Below are 20,193 nucleotides of genomic sequence, written 5' to 3' on the forward strand. Positions count from 1 at the left end.
TTACTCCTGGACGACGCCCATGAGGCCCTCGGTGGCCGCGTCGACGTTGTACGGGCCGGTGAACTCCGAGGTGATGACCTCCTTCAGGCTCTCGAGCTGGGACGGGCTCACGGCGAGGCCGTGGGCGATGGTCGGCGGGAGCTCCTCGGCGTTCTGGAACTCCTCCATCGTCTGCTGGAGGTACGGGCCGAACTCGTCCTTCGACACGTCGGTCCGGGTCGGGATCGACCCCTTGCGGCTGTTGAAGTCGATCTGGGCCTGCTCGCCGCCGACGTACTTCATGAACGTCTTGGTCGCCTCGGGCGAGGGGTTCTCGCCGCTGTTGTCGACCGGGTAGATGAACGAGTCGATGTGGAACGTGTAGAGGCCGTCGGTGCCCGGGAACGGGACGTAGCCCCAGTCCTCCTCGTAGGTCATGTCGTTGTTCCGGTACGCGCCGGCGGCCCAGTTACCCTGGTGGATGAACGCCGCCTCGCCGTTCATGATCTTGCTGTTGGACTCCGTCAGCCCGATCGAGGAGGCGTCGTCGTTGATGTAGTTCTCGAGGATCTCCGCCGTCGTCTGGAGCGCGCTGTTGACGGCGTTCTCCGCGTCGCCGCCCTCGACGAAGTTCATGTAGGAGTCGTACCCCTCCTGGCCGAGCAGGACGACGGCGAACAGCTGCAGCGTCGTCCAGGGGGCGACCATCGCCTGTGCCATCGGGACGGCGTCCGTGTTGTCCTGGACCTGGCCGAGCGCGTCGAGCAGGCCGTCGACGCTGGAGATCTCGGTGGGGTCGACGCCCGCCTCCTCGACGACGCTGACGTTGTAGAAGAGGCAGTTCAGCCGGTGGGAGCCGATCGGCACCGCGGAGTAGCTCCCGTTGACGTTACACAGTTCGGCGGCCTCGTCGACGTGGGCGTCCTTCAGGTTGGCATCGTCCCAGACGTCCTCCTCGATGTCGCCGAGCACGCCGTCGTACTGCTCCAGGTTGCGGCCGGGCCACCCGGCGAAGGAGGACGGCGGGTCGTTGCTGCTCAGCCGGTTGCTGACGACGGTGTCGAGGTTCTCGTTGCCGCCGCCGCCGATCGGCTCGATGTTCGTGTCGACGTCGCCGTGTTCCTCGCGGAAGCCCTCGAACAGGGCCTCGCCGGCCGCCTTCCCGTCGCCGCCGGTCCAGCCGTGCAGGACGTTCAGCGTCCCCGATCCGCCGTCGCCCCCGGTGATCGCGCTCAGGCATCCCGCGGCACCCGTCATCCCGATAGCACCGGCCGCGCCGGTGGTCTTGAGTATCGTACGACGTGTAAGGTCGTCAGTATTGGTTTCGTCTGTCATGTTCCTGCCTCTGTTGAGACTCACACGAAAGATAATAGGGAAGTAACTTAAGCTTTTCCCAAATTAATTCGTGAACGAGTGAACTTTTTATATAACTCGAATTATATTTCTCCACGGACCTGTTCGCCGGCGGTTTCGTGGAGTATGTACTTTCGGGGCGCCGAGGATAAGCCTTCGCCGTCCGGGACGGGGCCGAACGGGTCGGCTCGGCGGCGTTCCGGTGGCTTTTACCCCGTACCGGTCCGACGGTCGGGTATGTCCGACGATTACCGCACGGAGCGGGACAGCCTCGGCGAGATGCGCGTGCCGGCGGACGCGTACTGGGGCGCACAGACCCAGCGCGCGGTCGAGAACTTCCCGATCAGCGGGCTGACGTTCGGCCGGCGGTTCGTCCGCGCGCTCGGCGTGGTGAAGAAGGCCGCCGCACAGGCCAACCTCGACCTGGAACTGATCCCCGAGGAGAAAGGCGAGGCCATCGTCGTTGCCGCCGACGAGGTCATCGCCGGCGAGCACGACGACCAGTTCCCCGTCGACGTGTTCCAGACCGGGTCGGGCACCTCGACGAACATGAACGCCAACGAGGTGATCGCCAACCGCGCGACCGAGATCTACGGCGGCGAGGTCGGCACCCGCGAGATCCACCCGAACGACCACGTCAACTTCGGGCAGTCCAGCAACGACGTGATCCCGACCGCGATGCACGTCGCCTCGCTGGAGGCCGTCGAGAAGGACCTCATCCCCGCGCTCGACACGCTCCGCGAGGCGCTCGAAGCCAAGGAAGACGAGTTCGACGACGTGGTCAAGACCGGCCGCACGCACCTCCAGGACGCCACGCCCGTCCGCCTCGGGCAGGAGTTCGGCGGCTACCGCACGCAGGTCGAGAAGGGCCTCGCGCGCGTTGACAACACCCGCGAACACCTCGCCGAACTCGCGCTCGGCGGCACCGCCGTCGGCACGGGGCTGAACACCCACGAGGACTTCCCCGGCCTCGTCGCCGAGTACGTCACCAAGGAGACCGGCGTCCAGTTCCGCGAGGCCGACGACCACTTCGAGGCCCAGGCCGCCCACGACGCGATGAGCGAGGCCCACGGCGCGCTCCGGACGGTCGCCGGGTCGCTCAACAAGGTCGCCAACGACCTCCGCCTGCTCGCGTCCGGCCCGCGCAACGGGCTGGGCGAGATCGAACAGCCCGAGAACCAGCCCGGGTCGTCGATCATGCCCGGCAAGATCAACCCCGTCGTCGCCGAGGCGGTCAACCAGGTCCACAAGCAGGTGGTCGGCAACGACGCCGCCGTCTCCGCCGGCGCTGCCGAGGGCCAGATCGACCTCAACCTGTACAAGCCCGTCATCGCGTACAACTACCTCCAGTCGGCGTCGCTGCTCGCCAACGCCAGCGAGGCGTTCGCCGAGAAGTTCGTCCGCAAACTGGAGGCAAACGAGGAGCACTGCGAGGAGCAGGTCCAGCAGAGCATGGCGCTGGCGACCGCGCTCAACCCCGCCATCGGCTACGACAAGGCCAGCGAGGTCGCCAAGACCGCGCTGAAGGAGGGCAAGACCGTCCGCGAGGTCGTCGTCGAGAAGGGCTACCTCGACGAGGACGAGGTCGACGAGGTGCTCGACCCCGAGAAGATGACCCACCGCGGCATCCTCGGCGGCGACGAGTAACCCGGACCGACCGCTCGCCCCGCGCCGCCGATCCCCCGTTCGTGGGCCGTGTTACCCGCTCTCAGTGCCGTAAACGAACACGTGTAGTTTTGGGTGATGCCGTGATACTCCCCGATATGCACACCTGTCGTAACTGCAATCGGAGCTTCCCGACCGAACTCGCCCTCGACCTGCATCGCGACACCTGCGCCGACGCCGACATGGTCTGTCGCGTCTGCGGCGAGCGCTTCCGCGAGGGCGCGGCCACACGCGACGGCTGGCACTACCGATGTCCGAGCGAGGAGTGCGACGGCGAGGGACGCGGGGAGGACCTCGTCGCGGTATCGGACGCGAAAGTGACGCTATAGGTAGCTGTCGTCCCACTCGTCGGCGCGGTGGACGTTCCCGCAGTCCGGACATTCCAGCCGGCCGAGGTCGTCGCCCGCCGCGACCACGCTCTCCGAGTGGGAGCACCAGTAGGCGTACAGCGACTCGCGGGCCTCGTCGGAGTACAGTTCGAAGAACGGCCCCTTGTCGCCCGGAAGCTCCTCGTCGTGGTCGACGTACAGCGTCTCGCCGTCGGCCTCGACGGTGTCTGGCACCTCGCCCGGGTCGGTTCGGTCGTCGCCGCTCTCGGCCTCGACTCCCTCCTCCGGCACGAACAGGTTGACCGAGTGTTCCTCGCCGGCTATCTCCACCTCCGTCGTGTCGGCCTCCGCGTAGCCGAACCGCTCGAAGAACTGCGCGCCCTCCATGTTGTCCGCGAGCACGTGCGCGCGGACGGACTCCGCGCCGCGCTCCTCGAGGGCCGCCTCGATGCGCTCGAACAGTTCCGTCCCGACCCCCTGCCCGCGGGCCTCCGGCGCGACGTGGTGCCACCGGACGTTCCCGCGGCCCTCGTCGTCGACCTCGCCCTGCGCGAAGCCGGTGACCCCGGTCTCGCCCGTCGCGACGACCACGACGCCGCGCTCGTCGGCGGCCAGGTCGTCGAGGCGGTCGTCCCCCTGCTGTTCGTGCACCAGGGCCTCGATGGTCTCCGGGCTGAGGCCGTACGACGCGCGGAGCGACCGCCCGGCAACGTCCCTGATCGCCTCGCCGTCGACGGTGTCCGGTTCGTGTACGTCCATACCGTCGACTACACCGTCCGGCCGAATAAACGCGGGGCCGGCCGGGTCGGTTCGGCGCGCGGAAACCGGGCGGTTTAATCAGCCGTCGGCCGCCACACCGTGTCATGGAGAGCCTCCACCCGCGGATCCGCGTCGTCTGGGGCCTCGGTGCCGCCGTCGCCGCGGCCGTGTTGACCGTCCTGACGGGCATCGGCGTCCGCGGCGCCCCCGCCGTCGGCGTCGACCTCGGCGTCGTCGCTGACCTCGGCCTCGCCCTGCCGGTCGCGCTCGGCGTCCTCGTGTTCGTCCTCGGCCTCGCCCACGCGCTCGTCCACTACCGCATCTGGCGGTTCGACCTGCAGGAGGACGCGCTGTACCTCGAACGCGGCGTCCTGACCCGCGTCGACACCGTCGTCCCGTTCGTCCGCGTCCAGCACGTCGACACCCAGCGCGGCCCGGTAGAGCGCGCGACGGGGCTGGCGAGCGTCGTCGTGTACACCGCCGGATCGCGCGGGGCCGACGTGACGATCCCCGGCCTGACGCCCGAACGCGCACAGGCGCTCCAGTCCGAACTCCGGGAACTGGCGCGGGAGAGCGAACAGCAGGATGCGGTGTAACCCCCACGTCCAATGAAGCTCCACCCGATATCGCTGCCGTACCGCGGCGTCTCGCGCGGCTTTACCGGCGCGTCCGGCCTGTTCTTCCTCGGCGTCGTCGCCGCGGGACCGTTCGGGCTGGAGGGGCTGTCCCTCACGATTCCCCTCGCCGTGTTCGGCTTCGTCGTCGGCGTCGCCTACGAGGTGGCGTACTACCGCCGGTTCGAGTACGAACTGACCGACGACACGTTCGACATCGACTCCGGCGTCGTCGCCCGCCGGGAGCGGGAGATACCGCTCCACCGGATCCAGAACGTCGACATCAGCCAGAACATCGTCCAGCGCGCGCTCGACGTGGCCGTCCTCACCATCGAGACGGCCGGCGGCGGCGAGACGGAGGCGTCCCTCCAGTACGTCGGCTACGACGAGGCGAAGCGCCTCCAGAGCGAACTCCGCCGCGCGAAAAGCCGGGACCCGGGGGCCGAGGCGGCGGCGTCCGCGGACGACGGCCCCGCTCCGACGGCCGCCGCGGCGTGCGGCTACGACCCCGACGAGGAGACCGAACAGTTGTTCGCGATTCAGACGCCCGAACTCCTGCTTCTCAGCCTCGCCTCGGTCAGCCCCGGGGCGCTCGTCCTCTCGGTCCTCTTTTTCCCGTACGTCGAACTGGTCGACCTGTCGACGATCCTCGCCTTCTTCACGCCGTCGACCCCGCAGCCGTCGGCGCTGCTCGTCGTCTCGCGGCTCGTCGCGCTCGTGGTCGGCGCGTGGGTGATCAGCGCGGCGCTGACGTTCGCCCGGTACTACGACTTCGAGCTCACCCGCGTCGGCGACGAACTGCAGTACGAGCGCGGCCTGCTCCAGCGCTACAGCGGGTCGATCCCCATCGAGAAGGTCCAGACGGTGACGATGACCGACAACCCCGTCACGCGGACCGCGGGGTACGCGACGCTCGTCGTCGAGACGGCGGGGTACGCGGCCGGGCAGGCCGCCGGCTCCGAGTCCGCCGTGCCGCTGGCCCGCCGGGATCACGTGCTGGAGCTCGCGTCGTCGGTCGAGGCGTTCGACGACCCGGCGTTCGAGCGGCCGCCGAGCCGCGCCCGCCGGCGCTACCTGGGGCGCTACTCCATCGGCGTCGGCGTGCTGACCGCCGTCCTGTACGGCGTGAACCGCGCCTTCGGCGCGCCGGACGCGTGGTACGCCGCCCTCGCGTTGCTCGTCGCCGTCCCGGTCGCCGCCCAGCTCACGTGGAAACACCGCGGGTACGACCTGCAGGACGACCACGTCGTCACGCGGGCCGGCTTCTGGACGCGGACGACCAAGGTCGTCCCCTACTACCGCCTCCAGACGGTCGTCCGGAGCCGGAACCCCTTCCAGCGACGGTGGGGGCTGGCGAACCTCACCGCCGACACGGCAGGCTCGTTCAGCATCCGGCAGCGCGATGCGACGGCGATAGACGTCGACGCCGACGACGCCGCCCGCATCCGGGGACTGCTCCGCGACCGGCTCCAGACGAGCCTGCGCGAGCGCCGCGAGCGACCGGCGGCCGACCAGGCCGCCGACGCGGTCCCGAACGGCGACGGCGCGGGGGAGCCGGCTGACGGCGGCAAGGCCGACGAAGTGTCCGGCAACGGAGCGGTATCCCGGGACGACGGCGACGCAGAAGACACGTTGCGGGACGACCGTCCCGCCGACCCCGACGGCGAGGACCGGGAGCGCGACCCGGACGCGAACTGAACGGTTTTTTACCGCGCGCGCTCCCACACGTCACCAATGACGGAGTACGACTACGAGGCGCTCGGGCTGGTCGCCGGGCTGGAGATCCACCAGCAACTGGACACGGCGACGAAGCTGTTCTGCGAGTGCCCGACCGAGCTGCGCGAGCCCGACGAGGCCACGCGGACCTTCACACGCTACCTCCACCCGACGAAGAGCGAACTGGGCGAGATAGACGAGGCGGCCTTGGAGGAGAGCCAGGTCGACCGCGAGTTCGAGTACCTCGCCTACGACACTACCTGCCTCGTCGAGGCGGACGACGAGCCGCCCCACCGCCTCGACGCGGAGGCGATGGAGGTCGCCCTGGAGATCGCACAGCTACTCGACATGAACCCCGTCGACCAGGCCCACGTCATGCGGAAGATCGTCGTCGACGGGTCGAACACCTCCGGCTTCCAGCGGACGACGAAGGTCGCAAGCGACGGGGCCATCGAGACCGACGCCGGCACCGTCCGGATCGAGGACCTGATGCTGGAGGAGGAGAGCGCCCAGCGCGTCGCCGAGACCGACGACGGCGTCCGCTACTCGCTGGACCGCCTCGGCATCCCCCTCGTGGAGATCGGCACGAAGCCCGACATCAGCACGCCCGAGCAGGCCCGCGCCGCCGCCGAGCGCATCGGCATGCTGCTGCGGTCGACCGGCGCGGTCAAGCGCGGCCTCGGCACGATCCGCCAGGACGTGAACGTCTCCATCGCCGACGGCGCGCGCGTCGAGATGAAGGGCGTCCAGAGCCTCGACGACATCGACGACCTCATCCGCAACGAGGTCCGGCGGCAGGTCGAACTGCTCGACGTCGCCGAGGAACTGCAGGCCCGCGGCGCGGCGGTCGGCGACCCGACCGACGTGACCGACGCCTTCGCCGACACGGACAGCGGCGTGATCCGCGGGGCGATAGACGACGGCGGCGCGGTGAAGGCCGTCCCGCTGTACGGGTTCGACGGCCTCGTCGGCCGGGAGATCCAGCCCGACCGCCGCCTCGGCACGGAGCTTTCCGACCACGCCAAGCGCCACGGCGCGGGCGGCATCTTCCACACCGACGAACTCCCCGCCTACGGCGTCACCGACGAGGAGGTCGCGGCCCTGCGCGAGGCGGTCGGCGCCGGCGAGGACGACGCGGTCGCCATCGTCGCCGACGACGAGGGGACGGCCGCCGCGGCGGTCGAGGCCGCCGCCGAGCGCGCCGCCGTCGCCATCGAGGAGGTGCCGGAGGAGACCCGCGGCGCGAACGAGGACGGCACCTCGTCGTACCTCCGCCCGCTCCCCGGCGCGGCGCGGATGTACCCCGAGACGGACGTGCCGCCCGTCGAACCGGACGTCGCGGACGTCGAGACGCCCGAACTGCTCACCGAGAAGGTCGAGCGCTACCAGGACGAGCACGGGCTGGACGCCGGCCTCGCCGAGCAGGTCGCCTACGGCCGCCGGATGCCGCTGTTCGAGGACCTGGTTCGGGCCGGCGTCGACCCGACGCTCGCCGCGGGGACACTGGAGTCGACGCTCACCGCGCTCCGCCGGGACGACGTGCCGGTCGACGCGCTGACCGACGACCACCTCCGCGACGCCGTCACGCTCGTCGACGAGGGCGAGGTGCCAAGCGAGGGGATCGAGGACCTCCTGACCGCGCTCGCGGAGGACCCCGGGATGACCGCCGCCGAGGCCGTCGAGGCGGAGAACCTGGGCGGCGTCGACGAGAGCGAGGTGCGCGAGGCCGTCGTCGAGGTCGTCGAACGCAACGCCGACCAGGTCGAACAGGAGGGGATGGGTGCGTTCTCCGGCCTCATGGGCGAGGCGATGGGCGCGCTGCGGGGCAAGGCGGACGGCGACCTCGTCAGCCAGGTGCTCCGCGAGGAGATCCAGCAGCGGGCGTAGCTACCACGCGCCGACGTCGTCGCTCCCGTAGGTCGCTTCGAGCGTCACCTCGGCGCCGTTTTGCCGGAGGTCGAACTCCGCGGCCGCCGTGCCAAGCAGGCCCTCCAGCCGGTCGACGTCCACGTCGTCCTCGCTCCCGTACACCACGTGGGCCCGCGCGGTCCCGCTCCCCGAGTCGACGTTTACCGTCAGCGACTGCGAGACCCCGACCGCGCCGACGAACGGCGACAGGTCGAACTCGTAGTTGCTCGACTCCCACGAGTCAGGCTCGAACGTCTCCGTCCCGGGGACCACGCCGTAGACGACGTCGCCGCCCATCGTGCCGCGGGTGACCGCGTCGAACGTGTCGTCGGCCTCGTGTTGCCGCGGGTCGTCGCCGTCCCCGGCCCGTGCGATGGCCGCCGCGACGGCCGTGGGGTCCCCGTCGTCCGCCGAGACAGCGACGACGGCGTCGTCGTGGACCGCGACGGCGTAGGGCTCGTCGGGATGCCCGTAGAGCGAGAACTCGCCCACATCGGTCGGGTCGTCGTAGCCGGCCGACTCAACCGCGCCGCGGAGTTCGTCCTCGTCGAACGACCCCTCGAAGACGCTGTGCCCGTCGACCAGCACCCAGCGGTCGACCGCCCCCGACTCCGCGGATAGTCCGTCGAGCACCGGCGAGAGGCCCATTTCGGGGTAGTCCTCGGTCAGGAGCGTCGCGACGGCGTAGACGTCGACCGGGTTGGCGACGAGCGGGTCGCCCGCCGCGGCCGCCGTCGCCGTCTCCCGCTCCGTCTCCGTCCGCGTCCCCTCGCCGCCCCCGTCGAGGGCGGTCAGCGTCGCCACGTCGAACACGGCGTACAGGTAGGGGCCGCCCGCAGAGCCCATCGCCGCGGCCGTCGGGAACCACCGGCGGAAGTCCGGGGCGCGATCCTCCGATCCCCCGTCGTCGCCGTCGCCGCCGAGCACCCCGCTACAGCCGCTGACGAGGGCGATGCCCGCCGCCCCCGCCGCTTCCAGCACCGTCCGCCGGTCCGACCGAGCCATACCCCTCCCTCGTGGGTACGGCACTAATGTTTTCTGCCGAGTGTCACTTTCGCGGCTACTCGTCGCGGTCGAGGCGGTCGGCCGCCTTCCGGAACAGCCCCGTCAGCCGCGACGTCTCGCGTTCGGTGGGGTGGGTCCGGCCGACGACGCGGCGGAGCATCCGCTCGGTCTTGGGCTGTTTCTCCGCGGGGTGGCCCAGGGCGTCGAGGAACCCCGAGAACTCGTCGTGGAGGCGCTCCACCGCCGGCTGGGCCGCCCGTTCGCGCTCCCGGTCGGGCAACTGGGTCTCGTCGAGCGTCAGGTCGCGCAGTTCGTACAGCGTCACGGTCGCCGCCTGCCCGAGGTTCAGCGACGAGTAGTCGGCGCTGGCCGGGATCGCGCCGATCCGGTCGACGCGCTCCAGTTCGTCGTTCCGGAGGCCGTTGTCCTCGCGGCCGAACAGGAGCGCGGTATCGGCGTCGACGGTCGCCAGGTCGTCGGCGAGTTCGGCCGGCGTGACGTACGGGAAGCGGGTGTGCTTCCGGCAGTCCTCGTTGGTGATCGCCGTCATGCCGACCGTGTGGTAGTTCTCGACCACCTCGTCGAACGTCACGACGTCGGCGTTGGGCAACACGTCCTCGCGGGCCTGCCCGGCGAAGCCGTACGCCTCGCCGTCGCGGTCGAGTTCCGGCGGGTCGACGAGCTTCAGGTCCGAGAACCCGAAGTTCTTCATCGCCCGGGCGATGGTCCCGACGTTGCCCGGGGTCTGTGGCTCGACGACGACGACCGTCGGCGCGCTCATGTGGGGTAGTCGGTCGAGAGGTCCAGGTCGTCCACGTCGGCGTCGTCAAGGCCCTCCTCCTCGGGGTCCATCCCCTCGCGGAGGTCGATCCGGCGGCGCTCCTCCTCCGGTTTCGCGTCCTCCGGCGGTTCGGGCAGGTCCGCGGGGTCGGTGTCGACGTGCTCGACGCCGATGTAGCCGTCCGGCGCGCGGTTGCCGTCCGCGAACCAGTCGTGGAACGCGCCCTGCAGTTCGTCCTCGCCGGCGTACGCGTCGCCGCCCGCCTCGCGGAACCAGTAGAGGAAGTCGGCCTCGTGCTCGCTACACAGGACGACCTCGGCGTACGGCTCGCCGTACACGATCTCGGCCTCGCGGCACCGCTCTTTCGCCTCCTCGCCGTGGATCAGGTAGCAGGCGTCGCAGGGCTTGGTGACGAGCGACCGGAGCCGGATCAGGCGGTCCCGGGACTCCTCGGGCATCTCGTCGAACGGCCGCCAGTCGCCGTCCTCGGTGAGTATCTCGGACTCCTCGAAGCGCCACCCGCGAAGCCCGATGCTGACCTTCGACATGCGCGGAGATAGCCGTCGAGCGCGTAAAAGCCGATTGGAACGGGCGAGCGCGTCAGTCGGCGTGGCGCTCGCTGCCCTCCGGCGCGGCCGGGGAGCCGCCGTCGGGGGCAGTCCGCTGCTGCTCGAACCAGTCCCACTCGCGGGTCTTGAGGCCGCGCTCCGCCAGGTCCCAGGGGTCGCCGTCCTCGACGCGCTTGCCCTCCAGCCACGACACGATGAGGTTCCAGACGAAGATCAGCTGCCCGGCGGCGAGCACGAACGCCCCCAGGGTCACCAGCTGGTGGAGGCCGACGAAGTACGCCTGCGGGCCGACCGTCAGCTCGTAGGTCGCGTAGCGCCGGGGCATCCCGCCGTAGCCGAGCAACACCATCGGGAAGAAGGTGAGGTGGGTGCCGACCATCGAGAGCCAGAAGTGCCACTTCGCGAGCGTGCGCTGGTACCACCGTCCCGTCACCAGCGGGAACCAGTAGTAGATCCCCGCGAACACGGCGAAGGCGATGGCGCCCATGATGACGTAGTGGAAGTGCGCGACGACGTGGTACGTGTCGTGGAGCACCATGTCGACGGGGATCGCCGCCTCGAACACGCCGGTGACGCCGCCGATGATGAAGTTGGCGATGAACCCGATGCAAAACAGCATCGGCGCTGTCAGGCGGAGCGCGCCGTTCCACATCGTCGCCATCCAGTTGAACGTCTTGACCGCGCTCGGGATGGCGATGGCGATGGAAACGGCCATGAAGCTAGCGCGGAGGCGCGGGTCGATGCCCGTCGTGAACATGTGATGCGCCCAGACGCCGAACGAGAGGACGCCGAGCGCAAGCGTCGAGTAGACGACGAACTTGAACCCGAACAGCTTCCGCCCCGCGAACCGCGGGAGGATGTAGCTTATCAGGCCCATCGGCGGGAGGACGAGGATGTACACCTCGGGGTGGCCGAAGAACCAGAACAGGTGCTGCCAGAGGATCGGGCCGCCGCCCTCCACGGCGAAAAACGTCGTCCCGAAGTTCCGGTCGAGCAGCAGCATAACCAGCGCGCTGCCCAGCAGCGGGAACGCGAAGATGATCTGGGCCGACTGGACGAGGATCGTCCACGAGAAGATGTCGAGGTTCGACCAGCCGACCTCCTCGCCGCGCTCGGTGAAGATGGTGGCGACGAAGTTGATCGCCCCCATCGTCGCCGAGACCCCCGTCAGGTGCAAGCCCAGTATCAGCAGGTCGACGCCGGGGTTGGTCTGTTGGACCGACAGCGGCGGGTAGATCGTCCAGGCGGTCTGTGCGCCCTCGATCGCGCCGAACGGTTCCAGCAGGATGCCGCCCCAGATGAGCAACGCGCCGGGCGGGAGCAGCCAGAACGCGATGGCGTTGATCCGGGGGAACGCCATGTCGTCCGCGCCGATGAGCAGGGGGATAAGGTAGTTCGAGAACGCCGCCAGTATCGGCGTCCCGAACAGGAACAGCATCGTGATCCCGTGGCTCGTCAGCAGGGCGTTGTACGTCCCCGTCGAGAGGAACGCGGTCGACGCCGTCGTCAGTTCGGTCCGCATCAGCAGGACCGCGATCCCGCCCCACGCGAACGAGATGACGGCGAAGAGGCCGTACAGCAGCCCGATGTCCTTGTGGTCGACCGTCGTGAGCCACCGGACGATGCCGCCCGGCTTCTCGACGGTCTCGCGCTCGGTCGCCGTCCCGCCGCGGCCGACGCCGCTGGGCGTGTACGACCGCCAGTCCTCCAACGTGCCGACCCACCGGGCGACGACGAGGAGCAACAGACCCATCGCCGCCGTCATAGAGAGCTGCGTCGCGCTCGAAACCATGTGCGGAGGGGTTCGGAAGAGACCGACATACCCCTTCTCCGGTACATGTTCGGTCGGGGTTAATCTGCCCCGGATCGCTTACGGCGGGTTCCCGACGGCGACGAGGCGGGCGTCGACCGCCGCGATCCGCGCCTCGCCGTCGCGGTGGGGGTCGAACGCCGCGTGGGCGAACGCCTGCCACAGCACACGCTCCGGGTAGGGGCGGGCGTCGAGGTCGACGCCGAGCGCCGCGGCGAGCGCCCCGTCGTCCAGTTCGCCCGCGGTCGTCGGCACCTCGACCGGGTTCGACACCGCGTCGAGGTCCAGACCGAACGAGGGGAACAGCGCGTACCCCGCGCCCCGGTCCGGGTGGTACAGCGTCCGACGGCCGGGGAACCTGACCGTAAGTCGGGGGGTCACCTCGCGGCGGTCGCCGTCGGCCGTCGCGACCGTGCGGTCGGAAAGTTCGACGCGCTTCCGGTCGCCCGCCGGGACGGTGACCCGCCCCGCCGGCGTCGTCACGCCGACTGCGTCGGGACCGACGCTCGCCACGCCGACCGCCGGCGGGTCGTAGTCGCGGACGACCGCCGCCGTCGAGTCGCCGCCGACGGTGCCGTCGACGACGAGTTCGGTCCCGCCGTCGGCGTCGCCGGCGAGCGGCGGGAGGCCGTCGGTCCCGCCGGCCAGCGCCCGGAGTCCGTGGGTCGTCGCACACACCCCGTCCCACGCCGACGGCGGGGGGCCGGCCGCCGGGAGCGCGCCGCGCCAGTACACCGTCCGGGGCTCGCCGTCCGCGACGTACGGCACCGCGTCGGGGAAAAAGCCCTCGCCGAGGCGCGCGGCCAACAGGCCCGGATGCTCCAGTTTGACCTCGACCAGCGGCGTCTCGACGACTAGCGGCTCCGCGAGCGCCGACGGGGGGACGCGCTGCCACGACACGGACGCCGCGCCGTCTGCCATGCGCGACGGTACGGGACCGGGCGGGGAAGCGGTCGGGGCGAAGGTGTTCGGCCCGTCCCGCCCGGCGGCCCGACCGACCGGGGGGTCCGTCGCCGGCGCGAACACGTTCGCGGCCACGGCTTAGGTTTTGGCCTGCCTAAAACCAGGGGAGTGCCCCATGGCCCGCACGCAGACCGTCGGCGCGGTCGCCGACGACCTCTTCGACCGGTATCTCCTCCCGAAGGTAGCGCTGACGATCATCCTCGTCGCCTCGCTGGTGGGCGTGGGCGTGTCCGTCCGCCTCTCCGGGCGGTGGCGGCCGCTGCTGGTCGTCGCCAAGTGGGCGCAGTTCGTCGCGCTGGGCGTGCTCGCCGGCGGGTTGCTCTGGAAGCACGGGTTCGTCCGCCCCCGCGACGTCGAGGCCGACGCGGGCGAGTACTGCGAGCGGATGTACGGCCGGTTCGACCGGATCGCCGTCGGCGCGGCGGCGGTGCTTGCCGCCGGGAGCGCCGTCTCGCTCCCGGCCTACGCGGAGCGGCTGGCGGACCCCGTCCTCGCCGGCCTCGGCGTCGCGCTCGCGGCGACCGCCGCCCTCGTCGTCGCCGACGCGGCGCGGGAGCGACCCGCCGCGGCGTCGTTCCGCAGTCCGCTGGGGCTCGCCGCCCTCGCCGCGGCGCTCGCGGCCGTCGGGGCCACGGCGACGGCGGAGGTGGCGCTGACCGCCGGCCCGCCCGCGGCCGTCGCCGTCCGGTCGCTCCACCTGCTCGCGTTCGCGGCGTGGATCGGCGGCGCGGTGTGGAACATCTTCATCGCGGTGCCGACCGGGCAGGCGAACCCGACGACGGCCGTCGTCGGCGCGGCGGGCCAGCAACTGGAGCGGTTCCGGTGGGTGGTCCGGTTCGTCTTCCCGACGATACTGCTCACCGGGCTGTACCAGGCCGTCGACGCGCTCGGCGCGTCGCTGGGGACGTACCTCGGCTCGCCCGTCGGCCTCGCCGTGCTGGCGAAGGTCGGCGCGGTCGGGACGCTGTTCGTCGTGTTCAAGCTCTGCCCGATGTGGCGGGCCTGCTCGCCGATCGAGGGCGTCTGCGACATCGCCGACGGCCCCGCCGGGGAGGGGGACGGATGACAGCCGAGACCGACCTGCCCGCGGCGGCGCGGGACCCCGACCGCACGGTCGACAACCGCGGCCGCGGCTGCGCCAACGGCATCGCCCGCGTCCAGCGCGCGCTGGAGGACCTCCCGGACGGCGCGGTACTTGAGGTGCTGAGCACCGACCGCCGCGCCGAGCAGGAGTACCCCAAACTCGCCGAGCAGACCGCCCACGAACTGCTCGGCATCGAGCGCGAGCGCACCGGCATCGTCCGCAAGGAGTACGCGACCTACCTTCGCATCCATGAGTGACACCGCACCCGACCCGACCAGTAGCACAGTGCTCGACTCCGACCCGACCCCCTGGCAGCGCCTCGCGGACGCCGACCCCATCGAGGTCCGCGACCCGCTGGCGGAGCTGCTGGGGATGGTGCCGGAGGGCGAACCGCTCGTCGTCCGGTTCCCCGAGGTGGCGAAGTCCGCCGGGCACGCCTGTCCGGCGGTCGCCGGGGCGTACCGCGCGACGCAACTCGCCCTCGCGGAGCTCTACCCCGACGAACTGCCGGTCAGGAGCCAGGTCGCAGTCACCGTCGGCGGCTCGCCCGATGACCACGGGCTCGGCCCCATGGCCGCGGCGATCCGCCAGATAACCGGAGCGGCCGACGAGACAGGGTTCAAGGGACTCGCCGGCGTGGGTGGCCGGCAGGACCTGCTCTCGTTCGGCGACGTGCCCGGCGACGGGCGCGCCTTCGAGTTCGCCCGAACCGACACCGACGAGGCGGTGCGGGTCGCCTTCGACCCGGCCGCGACCGGCGTCGACCCCGACGAGGGCGGCGGGCAGCCGATGGAGATGATCCCGCGGATCGTCGGCGGCGAGGCCTCCGCCGAGGAGCGTGAGCGGTTCTACCAGACGTGGCACGACCGCGTCCAGTCGGTCCTGCGAGCCCCCGCGGGCCCGGAGACGCCCTTCTCGGTCGAGCGCGTCTGAGACTGTTTGCGCTCGCCGGGTACCGGCGAGCGGCCGCACCGGTATCGGCGATCACCGGTACACAGTGAGCGTAGCACTATGACAGCGCCCGTCCCCCGGTTCTATACGCGGGGGGGCCGAACCTCCCGGCGATGACTCCCGAAGACCTCCGCGCGGCGATCCCCGCGACGGACGACGCCGTCTACCTCAACACCGGCGCGTCCGGGCCGAGCCCGCGGTCCGTCACCGAGGCGACGAAAGGTGCGGTCGACGAACACGAGCGCTCCCACGCCGACAGCGACCCCTACGAGTACGCCTTCGGCGCGTACGAGGAGACCCGCGAGGCCGTCGCCGGCTTCGTCGGCGCGGCCCCCGAGGAGATAGCGCTCACGAACAGCACGGCCGACGGCATCAGCCGGGTGGCCGCGGCGATGGACTGGGAGCCGGGCGACGTCGTGGTGCGGACCGACCTGGAGCACCCCGCGGGGATCCTCCCCTGGCGACACCTCGCAGAGACTCACGGGGTCGAGGTCCGGACCGTGGCCTGCGAGGGCGGCCGCCTGCCGCTTGACGCGGTCAAGGAGGCGACCCGCGACGCGAAACTGTTCGCCTTCAGCGCGCTGTCGTGGAACTACGGTACCCGCCTCCCGGTCGCCGAGGCCGTGGATATCGCCCGCGACAACGGCGCTCGCACCCTCGTCGACGCCGTGCAGGTGCCGGGCCACGTCCCCGTCGACTACGGGGAGTGGGGCGCGGACTTTGTCGCCGCCGCCGGCCACAAGTGGCTGCTCGGCCCGTGGGGCGCCGGCTTCCTCTACGTCCGCGACGGAGCTGCGGCGGCGCTCGACCCCGCCGCCGTCGGCTACCGCGGCGTCGTGGAGCCGAACGCCGACGAGGGGTACGAGTTCCACCCCGGCGCGCGCCGGTTCGAGGTCGGTACCGTCTCGCCCGCGCCGTACGCGGGGCTGCGGGAGGCAATCGACGTGATGGCGTCGGTCGGCCCCGACGCTGTCCGGGACCGCATCGAGGGCCTCACCGAGCGGCTGAAATCCGGGATCGACGACGAGCGCCTGCTGTCGCCCCGCGAGTTCGAGTCCGGCCTCGTGACGCTCTCCGACGACGACCCCGCGGGGACCGTCGAGCGGTTGCGCGACGAGGGCATCGTGGTGCGGTCGATCCCCGACCCCGCGTCGCTGCGGGTGTCCCTGCACGCGTTCAACACCGCCGACGACGTGGACGCCTTCCTCGACGCGTTCGAGGCGTAGCCCGCGCCCGCCCCGCCGGCGCTACGCGTCGGGGACGGTCGCCACGGCCAGCCACGTCTCCGGACGCTCGTCGATGCGGTCGGGGTCGAACCCCGCCTCGGTCAGGTGCGCCCGCACGTCGGCGGGGCCGTAGCGCTCGTCGACGGGCGGTCCCGACTCGCCCGGGCCGTCGGCGGACCAGTCGACGGCGACGAGGCGGCCGCCGGGCCGGAGCACGCGCCGGAGTTCCGCCAGCGCCGCCTCGCCGTGGAACTCGTGGTACGTCATCGTGGAGACGACGGCGTCGGCCGCGCCGTCGGGCAGCGGCAGGTCGGCCGCCTCGGCGGTGACCAGGTCCACGTTGTCCGGGACGCCCTTCTCGCGGTAGCGGTCGTGCATCGCGGCCTGCACGTCGACCGCGTGGACGCGGTCGGCGTGTGCGGCCACGCTGTCGGTGTAAAACCCCGTGCCGCTGCCGACGTCCACCACCTCGCCCGCGTCGGCGAGCGCGCCGAGCAGTTCCTCCGCCGAGCAGTAGCGGTAGCGCGACGCGGCGTCCTCCAGCCGGTCGGCCCGATCCGGGTCGTACGTGTGAAAGCCCATGTCGGGACGCTACGGCGGGGCGCGCCAAGAGTGGTGTGGCGGGGCCGGGCAGCGCTCACACCGCGAGCGCGGCCGCCGAACGCGGGGGCGCAACCGCCCGCGTCAGTCGTCGCCCGGAACGGGCCCCGGGCCGGTCGGGTCGACGACGTCGTCGGCCCAGGTGCCACGGAGGAAGTAGAGGCCGGCCGCGGCGGCCATCAGCGCGTTCGCGGCGGCGACGCCGTACCAGACGCCGGTCGCGCCCATGTCGAGGGGACCGACCAGCGCGTAGGCGATGGAGGCACGGAGGACGATGAACCCGAGGAAGGCGAACACCATCGCGAGGCGGGTGCTCCCGCTCCCGCGGAAGCCGCCCTGCACGACGTAGAACACGCCGAGGAACACGAACGAGGCGCCGACGATCCGGAGGTAGTCCGTGCCGATGTCGACCACCGCCGCGGCGCTGTCGCCGGTGATGAACGTGCCGATGATCGTCGGCGCGGCGACGTACACCCCGGCCGAGAGCGCGAGCAGGCTGACGACGATGATCACCGCGGCGGCGTACACGCCTCGCTCGGCGCGCTCGGGCTGGTTCGCCCCGAGATTCTGCCCGACGACCGTCTCGACGCCGCGGGCCAACCCGAGCGCCGGCAGGACGACCATCGACGTGACGCGGGTGCCGATCCCGTAGGCGGCGACGGCGTCGGCCCCGGCGACCGCGACCAGCGCCGTGACGACGCTCGTGCTGACCGCGATCATGCTCCGCTCGACGCTGGCCGGCGCGCCGATGCGGAGGATCTTCCGGACCGTCTCCGCCCGCGGGACGAAGTCCGACGGCGAGAGGGTGATCCCGACCCGCCCGGAGAGCAGCAGGGCGACGCCGATGGCCGCTCCGATGCCGCGGGTGATGATCGTCGCCAGCGCCGCGCCGCGGACGCCGAACCCGGTGAAGCCAGTCGCCGCGTACAGCGACGACTCCAGGGACTCCCAGCCGAGCCACGCGAACAGCACGTTGTCCTGGAACCCGAGGATGAAAAAGGGGTCCGCGACGACGTTCAGGAACACGCCGAACGCCATCAGGTACAGCGGCGTCCGGGTGTCGCCCCACCCCTGGAGCAGCGCCTGGAAGATGAAGAACGCGAACACGAACGGCAGGCCGAGGAACATCGTCCGGGTGTACGCCAGCGACAGCGCGTACTCCTGGGTGCCCGGCGTCGCGCCGACGAGCTGGAGGAGGAACGGCGCGATCAGGTAGCCGACGACCGAGAGGGCCGCGGAGACGAGGATCACGAACGAGGTGGTCTGGCCCGCGACCGCGCTGATGCGGTCGACGTTGCCGGCCCCCTTGTTCTGGGCGACCAGCACCGTGCCCGCGACGGTGAAGCCGGCGGCGAGCGCGATGACGAGGAAGACGATGGCCCACGAGTAGGAGATGGCGCTGACCGCCGCCTGGCCGAGGCGGCCGACCCAGAACGTGTCCGCGAGGTTGTAGCCGACCTGCAGCAAATTCGTGAGGACGATGGGCAGCGAGAGGACGATGAGCGGCTTGAGCAGGTCGCCGTCGACCACATCGACCGCCCGGTCCTCGCCCGGGCTACTCATGCGCACCCTCCGCGAGCAGACAGCCGTCGACGTAGCGGTGGAGGTCCGCGCGGACGGCGTCGATAGCGGCCGCCGAGTCCGCGGTGGCGCTCCGGACGAGCGCGCCCTCGAACGTCGTCTGGACGTGCGCGGCCACCCGGTCCGGGTCCACGTCGCGGAACGCCCCGCTGTCGACGCCGGCCCCGACGACCGCCGCGATCCGGTCCTGGAAGAAGCGGTCGCTCTCGGTGAAGTGGTCGCGGTACTCCCGGTCGTGGGCGGCCTGTCCACGGAGTTCCACCATCGCCGCGCGGAACGCCGCGCGCTCGGGGTCGGGGTCCGCGGTGAGGACGTAGTCGATCAGGTCGCGGAGCCGCGTCTCGGGGGCCGACTCCTCGTCGCCGGCCGGGACCGTCTCGCGGTGGTGGTCGAGCACGTAGCCCAAGAGGTCCCGGAGCAGGTCGTCCTTCCCGTCGTAGTGGTGGTAGAGGAGCGACTTGCTCTTGGGGAACTCGTCGGCGATGCGCTGGACCGTCAGCCCCGCGTAGCCGTGTTCGCGCAGGGCCTCGTAGGTCGCCCGCATGATGGCCGCGCGGGTGTCGGGGGGGTCGTCGTCGAAGAGGTCGGCCGCCGTCATTGTTGACTGAACGTTCAGTCAGCGTTTAACGGTTGGCATCCGGACCGACGCGTGCGGCCGCGACGGCCGGTCAGATGATGTACCACTGGCGCAGCAGCGTCTCGGCGGCGGCGAACGCCCGGAAGCCGTAGCCGAACACGACCGCCGCGGGCACGGCACTGACGAGGGCCGCCCGCTTGCCGGTCGTCCCGTGGACGGTGGCCGTCCCCAGCGCCAGCAGGACCGCGCCGTACGCGCCACAGAGGACGCTTACCTCCGGCACCGGCACCCCCGCGACGACGCAGGGGGCGGCGCTGTAGGCGATCGTCTGGACCGTCTCGCTGACCCCCGCGCGGTCGTCGACGAGCGGGACGAGGATGACCGTCTGGAGCGCCGCCGTCAGGTGCAACGCGGCCGGCGCGACGAGCAGGACCGCGACCCCGAGCCACAGCACGCCGGACAGCAGGCGCTGGTCGGCGAGGACGGGGTAAGCGTCCGCGACCAGTGCGAAGCGGACGAACTCCTCGAGGAGCACGACCGCGACCGCGAACACGAGCCCCGGGGCCTGGTCGCCGGGCGCGACCGCCGAGCGGAAAAAGCGGGTCGGGCGCGTCAGCACTTCGAACCACGCCCGCACGAGCGCCGCCGGGCCGCGGGCCCGCCCGCCCGTCGGGTTCTCGATCCACTGGGTCATGGGACCCACCCGCGCTGCGGCGCGGCGTC

General features: G+C 71.3%; 20 protein-coding genes. 9 read left to right on the plus strand and 11 right to left on the minus strand.

Features of this window, described 5'->3' with window-relative positions; genetic code table 11:
- Positions 1-1,314: an ABC transporter substrate-binding protein gene (locus EYW40_RS06105; RefSeq protein WP_135820747.1), complete on the minus strand. Its 1,314-nt coding sequence runs from the start codon at positions 1,312-1,314 to the stop codon at positions 1-3.
- Positions 1,315-1,569: 255 nt separating this feature from the next.
- On the opposite strand from EYW40_RS06105, the gene EYW40_RS06110 reads away from it, so the two are divergent.
- Positions 1,570-2,979, plus strand: a complete 1,410-nt coding sequence (locus EYW40_RS06110; RefSeq protein WP_135820748.1) for a class II fumarate hydratase — start codon at positions 1,570-1,572, stop codon at positions 2,977-2,979.
- Between the two features lie 116 nt (positions 2,980-3,095).
- Positions 3,096-3,326: an HVO_2901 family zinc finger protein gene (locus EYW40_RS06115; RefSeq protein WP_135820749.1), complete on the plus strand. Its 231-nt coding sequence runs from the start codon at positions 3,096-3,098 to the stop codon at positions 3,324-3,326.
- Here the strand turns inward: EYW40_RS06115 and EYW40_RS06120 are convergent.
- Positions 3,321-4,085, minus strand: coding sequence for a GNAT family N-acetyltransferase (locus tag EYW40_RS06120; RefSeq protein WP_135820750.1), 765 nt, complete (start codon positions 4,083-4,085; stop codon positions 3,321-3,323). The two genes, EYW40_RS06115 and EYW40_RS06120, sit on opposite strands and share 6 nt — an antisense overlap.
- Positions 4,086-4,189: 104 nt before the next feature.
- On the opposite strand from EYW40_RS06120, the gene EYW40_RS06125 reads away from it, so the two are divergent.
- The 3 genes from EYW40_RS06125 to gatE are packed head-to-tail and all read left to right on the plus strand — an operon-like array spanning position 4,190 to position 8,302.
- Complete coding sequence (locus EYW40_RS06125) at positions 4,190-4,681, plus strand: PH domain-containing protein (RefSeq protein WP_135820751.1); 492 nt, start codon at positions 4,190-4,192, stop codon at positions 4,679-4,681.
- 12 nt (positions 4,682-4,693) lie between these two features.
- Positions 4,694-6,397 (plus strand): PH domain-containing protein, encoded by a 1,704-nt coding sequence (locus EYW40_RS06130; RefSeq protein ID WP_135820752.1) that lies wholly within the window; start codon positions 4,694-4,696, stop codon positions 6,395-6,397.
- 36 nt (positions 6,398-6,433) lie between these two features.
- Positions 6,434-8,302, plus strand: a complete 1,869-nt coding sequence (gene gatE, locus EYW40_RS06135) for a Glu-tRNA(Gln) amidotransferase subunit GatE (protein WP_135820753.1) — start codon at positions 6,434-6,436, stop codon at positions 8,300-8,302.
- On the opposite strand, the gene EYW40_RS06140 is transcribed toward gatE, so the two are convergent.
- The 5 genes from EYW40_RS06140 to EYW40_RS06160 form a co-directional block, all read right to left on the minus strand.
- Positions 8,303-9,328 carry a hypothetical protein gene (locus EYW40_RS06140; protein WP_135820754.1) on the minus strand — a complete coding sequence of 342 codons (1,026 nt, stop codon included), beginning with the start codon at positions 9,326-9,328 and terminating at the stop codon, positions 8,303-8,305.
- A 55-nt stretch (positions 9,329-9,383) separates the two neighbouring features.
- Positions 9,384-10,109: an RNA methyltransferase gene (locus EYW40_RS06145; protein WP_135820755.1), complete on the minus strand. Its 726-nt coding sequence runs from the start codon at positions 10,107-10,109 to the stop codon at positions 9,384-9,386.
- Positions 10,106-10,657 (minus strand): DUF8114 family protein, encoded by a 552-nt coding sequence (locus tag EYW40_RS06150; RefSeq protein ID WP_135820756.1) that lies wholly within the window; start codon positions 10,655-10,657, stop codon positions 10,106-10,108. The genes EYW40_RS06145 and EYW40_RS06150 overlap by 4 nt, the downstream gene beginning before the upstream one ends.
- 52 nt (positions 10,658-10,709) lie before the next feature.
- Positions 10,710-12,470, minus strand: coding sequence for a cbb3-type cytochrome c oxidase subunit I (locus EYW40_RS06155; RefSeq protein WP_237560568.1), 1,761 nt, complete (start codon positions 12,468-12,470; stop codon positions 10,710-10,712).
- A gap of 78 nt (positions 12,471-12,548) precedes the next feature.
- Positions 12,549-13,409 (minus strand): hypothetical protein, encoded by an 861-nt coding sequence (locus EYW40_RS06160; RefSeq protein ID WP_135820757.1) that lies wholly within the window; start codon positions 13,407-13,409, stop codon positions 12,549-12,551.
- A gap of 157 nt (positions 13,410-13,566) precedes the next feature.
- Between EYW40_RS06160 and EYW40_RS20165 the strand changes: the two genes are divergently transcribed.
- From EYW40_RS20165 to EYW40_RS06180, 4 genes are all read left to right on the plus strand, one after another.
- Positions 13,567-14,517, plus strand: a complete 951-nt coding sequence (locus EYW40_RS20165) for a hypothetical protein (protein ID WP_135820758.1) — start codon at positions 13,567-13,569, stop codon at positions 14,515-14,517.
- A complete protein-coding gene (locus EYW40_RS06170; RefSeq protein ID WP_135820759.1) occupies positions 14,514-14,792 on the plus strand; it encodes a sulfurtransferase TusA family protein in 279 nt (92 codons plus the stop codon). The genes EYW40_RS20165 and EYW40_RS06170 overlap by 4 nt, the downstream gene beginning before the upstream one ends.
- Positions 14,785-15,468, plus strand: coding sequence for a hypothetical protein (locus tag EYW40_RS06175; protein ID WP_135820760.1), 684 nt, complete (start codon positions 14,785-14,787; stop codon positions 15,466-15,468). The genes EYW40_RS06170 and EYW40_RS06175 overlap by 8 nt, the downstream gene beginning before the upstream one ends.
- Before the next feature lie 131 nt (positions 15,469-15,599).
- Positions 15,600-16,712 carry an aminotransferase class V-fold PLP-dependent enzyme gene (locus EYW40_RS06180; RefSeq protein WP_135820761.1) on the plus strand — a complete coding sequence of 371 codons (1,113 nt, stop codon included), beginning with the start codon at positions 15,600-15,602 and terminating at the stop codon, positions 16,710-16,712.
- A gap of 21 nt (positions 16,713-16,733) precedes the next feature.
- Here the strand turns inward: EYW40_RS06180 and EYW40_RS06185 are convergent, their stop codons facing one another.
- The 4 genes from EYW40_RS06185 to EYW40_RS06200 all read right to left on the minus strand — a co-directional run bounded on the left by EYW40_RS06185 (position 16,734) and on the right by EYW40_RS06200 (position 20,164).
- Entirely contained in the window at positions 16,734-17,294 is a 561-nt protein-coding gene (locus EYW40_RS06185; RefSeq protein WP_135820762.1) for a class I SAM-dependent methyltransferase, read from the minus strand.
- Positions 17,295-17,396: 102 nt separating this feature from the next.
- Positions 17,397-18,875, minus strand: coding sequence for an MATE family efflux transporter (locus EYW40_RS06190; RefSeq protein ID WP_135820763.1), 1,479 nt, complete (start codon positions 18,873-18,875; stop codon positions 17,397-17,399).
- Complete coding sequence (locus tag EYW40_RS06195) at positions 18,868-19,491, minus strand: TetR/AcrR family transcriptional regulator (protein ID WP_135820764.1); 624 nt, start codon at positions 19,489-19,491, stop codon at positions 18,868-18,870. Before EYW40_RS06195 ends, EYW40_RS06190 begins: the two co-directional genes overlap by 8 nt.
- A 70-nt stretch (positions 19,492-19,561) precedes the next feature.
- The gene (locus EYW40_RS06200) at positions 19,562-20,164 is read right to left on the minus strand and encodes a YIP1 family protein (protein ID WP_135820765.1); all 603 of its coding nucleotides are present in this window, start codon (positions 20,162-20,164) and stop codon (positions 19,562-19,564) included.
- Between the last annotated feature and the right edge of the window lie 29 nt (positions 20,165-20,193).

Source organism: Halostella litorea (genome assembly GCF_004785955.1).
In the GTDB taxonomy this organism is placed as follows: domain Archaea; phylum Halobacteriota; class Halobacteria; order Halobacteriales; family Natronoarchaeaceae; genus Halostella; species Halostella litorea.

Excerpts from the sequence above, each read along its gene's own strand:
- EYW40_RS06105 (WP_135820747.1), bottom strand. The coding sequence starts at position 1,314 with ATGACAGACGAAACCAATACTGACGACCTTACACGTCGTACGATACTC.
- EYW40_RS06110 (WP_135820748.1), top strand. The coding sequence starts at position 1,570 with ATGTCCGACGATTACCGCACGGAGCGGGACAGCCTCGGCGAGATGCGC.
- EYW40_RS06115 (WP_135820749.1), top strand. The coding sequence starts at position 3,096 with ATGCACACCTGTCGTAACTGCAATCGGAGCTTCCCGACCGAACTCGCC.
- EYW40_RS06120 (WP_135820750.1), bottom strand. The coding sequence starts at position 4,085 with ATGGACGTACACGAACCGGACACCGTCGACGGCGAGGCGATCAGGGAC.
- EYW40_RS06125 (WP_135820751.1), top strand. The coding sequence starts at position 4,190 with ATGGAGAGCCTCCACCCGCGGATCCGCGTCGTCTGGGGCCTCGGTGCC.
- EYW40_RS06130 (WP_135820752.1), top strand. The coding sequence starts at position 4,694 with ATGAAGCTCCACCCGATATCGCTGCCGTACCGCGGCGTCTCGCGCGGC.
- gatE (WP_135820753.1), top strand. The coding sequence starts at position 6,434 with ATGACGGAGTACGACTACGAGGCGCTCGGGCTGGTCGCCGGGCTGGAG.
- EYW40_RS06140 (WP_135820754.1), bottom strand. The coding sequence starts at position 9,328 with ATGGCTCGGTCGGACCGGCGGACGGTGCTGGAAGCGGCGGGGGCGGCG.
- EYW40_RS06145 (WP_135820755.1), bottom strand. The coding sequence starts at position 10,109 with ATGAGCGCGCCGACGGTCGTCGTCGTCGAGCCACAGACCCCGGGCAAC.
- EYW40_RS06150 (WP_135820756.1), bottom strand. The coding sequence starts at position 10,657 with ATGTCGAAGGTCAGCATCGGGCTTCGCGGGTGGCGCTTCGAGGAGTCC.
- EYW40_RS06155 (WP_237560568.1), bottom strand. The coding sequence starts at position 12,470 with ATGGTTTCGAGCGCGACGCAGCTCTCTATGACGGCGGCGATGGGTCTG.
- EYW40_RS06160 (WP_135820757.1), bottom strand. The coding sequence starts at position 13,409 with ATGGCAGACGGCGCGGCGTCCGTGTCGTGGCAGCGCGTCCCCCCGTCG.
- EYW40_RS20165 (WP_135820758.1), top strand. The coding sequence starts at position 13,567 with ATGGCCCGCACGCAGACCGTCGGCGCGGTCGCCGACGACCTCTTCGAC.
- EYW40_RS06170 (WP_135820759.1), top strand. The coding sequence starts at position 14,514 with ATGACAGCCGAGACCGACCTGCCCGCGGCGGCGCGGGACCCCGACCGC.
- EYW40_RS06175 (WP_135820760.1), top strand. The coding sequence starts at position 14,785 with ATGAGTGACACCGCACCCGACCCGACCAGTAGCACAGTGCTCGACTCC.
- EYW40_RS06180 (WP_135820761.1), top strand. The coding sequence starts at position 15,600 with ATGACTCCCGAAGACCTCCGCGCGGCGATCCCCGCGACGGACGACGCC.
- EYW40_RS06185 (WP_135820762.1), bottom strand. The coding sequence starts at position 17,294 with ATGGGCTTTCACACGTACGACCCGGATCGGGCCGACCGGCTGGAGGAC.
- EYW40_RS06190 (WP_135820763.1), bottom strand. The coding sequence starts at position 18,875 with ATGAGTAGCCCGGGCGAGGACCGGGCGGTCGATGTGGTCGACGGCGAC.
- EYW40_RS06195 (WP_135820764.1), bottom strand. The coding sequence starts at position 19,491 with ATGACGGCGGCCGACCTCTTCGACGACGACCCCCCCGACACCCGCGCG.
- EYW40_RS06200 (WP_135820765.1), bottom strand. The coding sequence starts at position 20,164 with ATGACCCAGTGGATCGAGAACCCGACGGGCGGGCGGGCCCGCGGCCCG.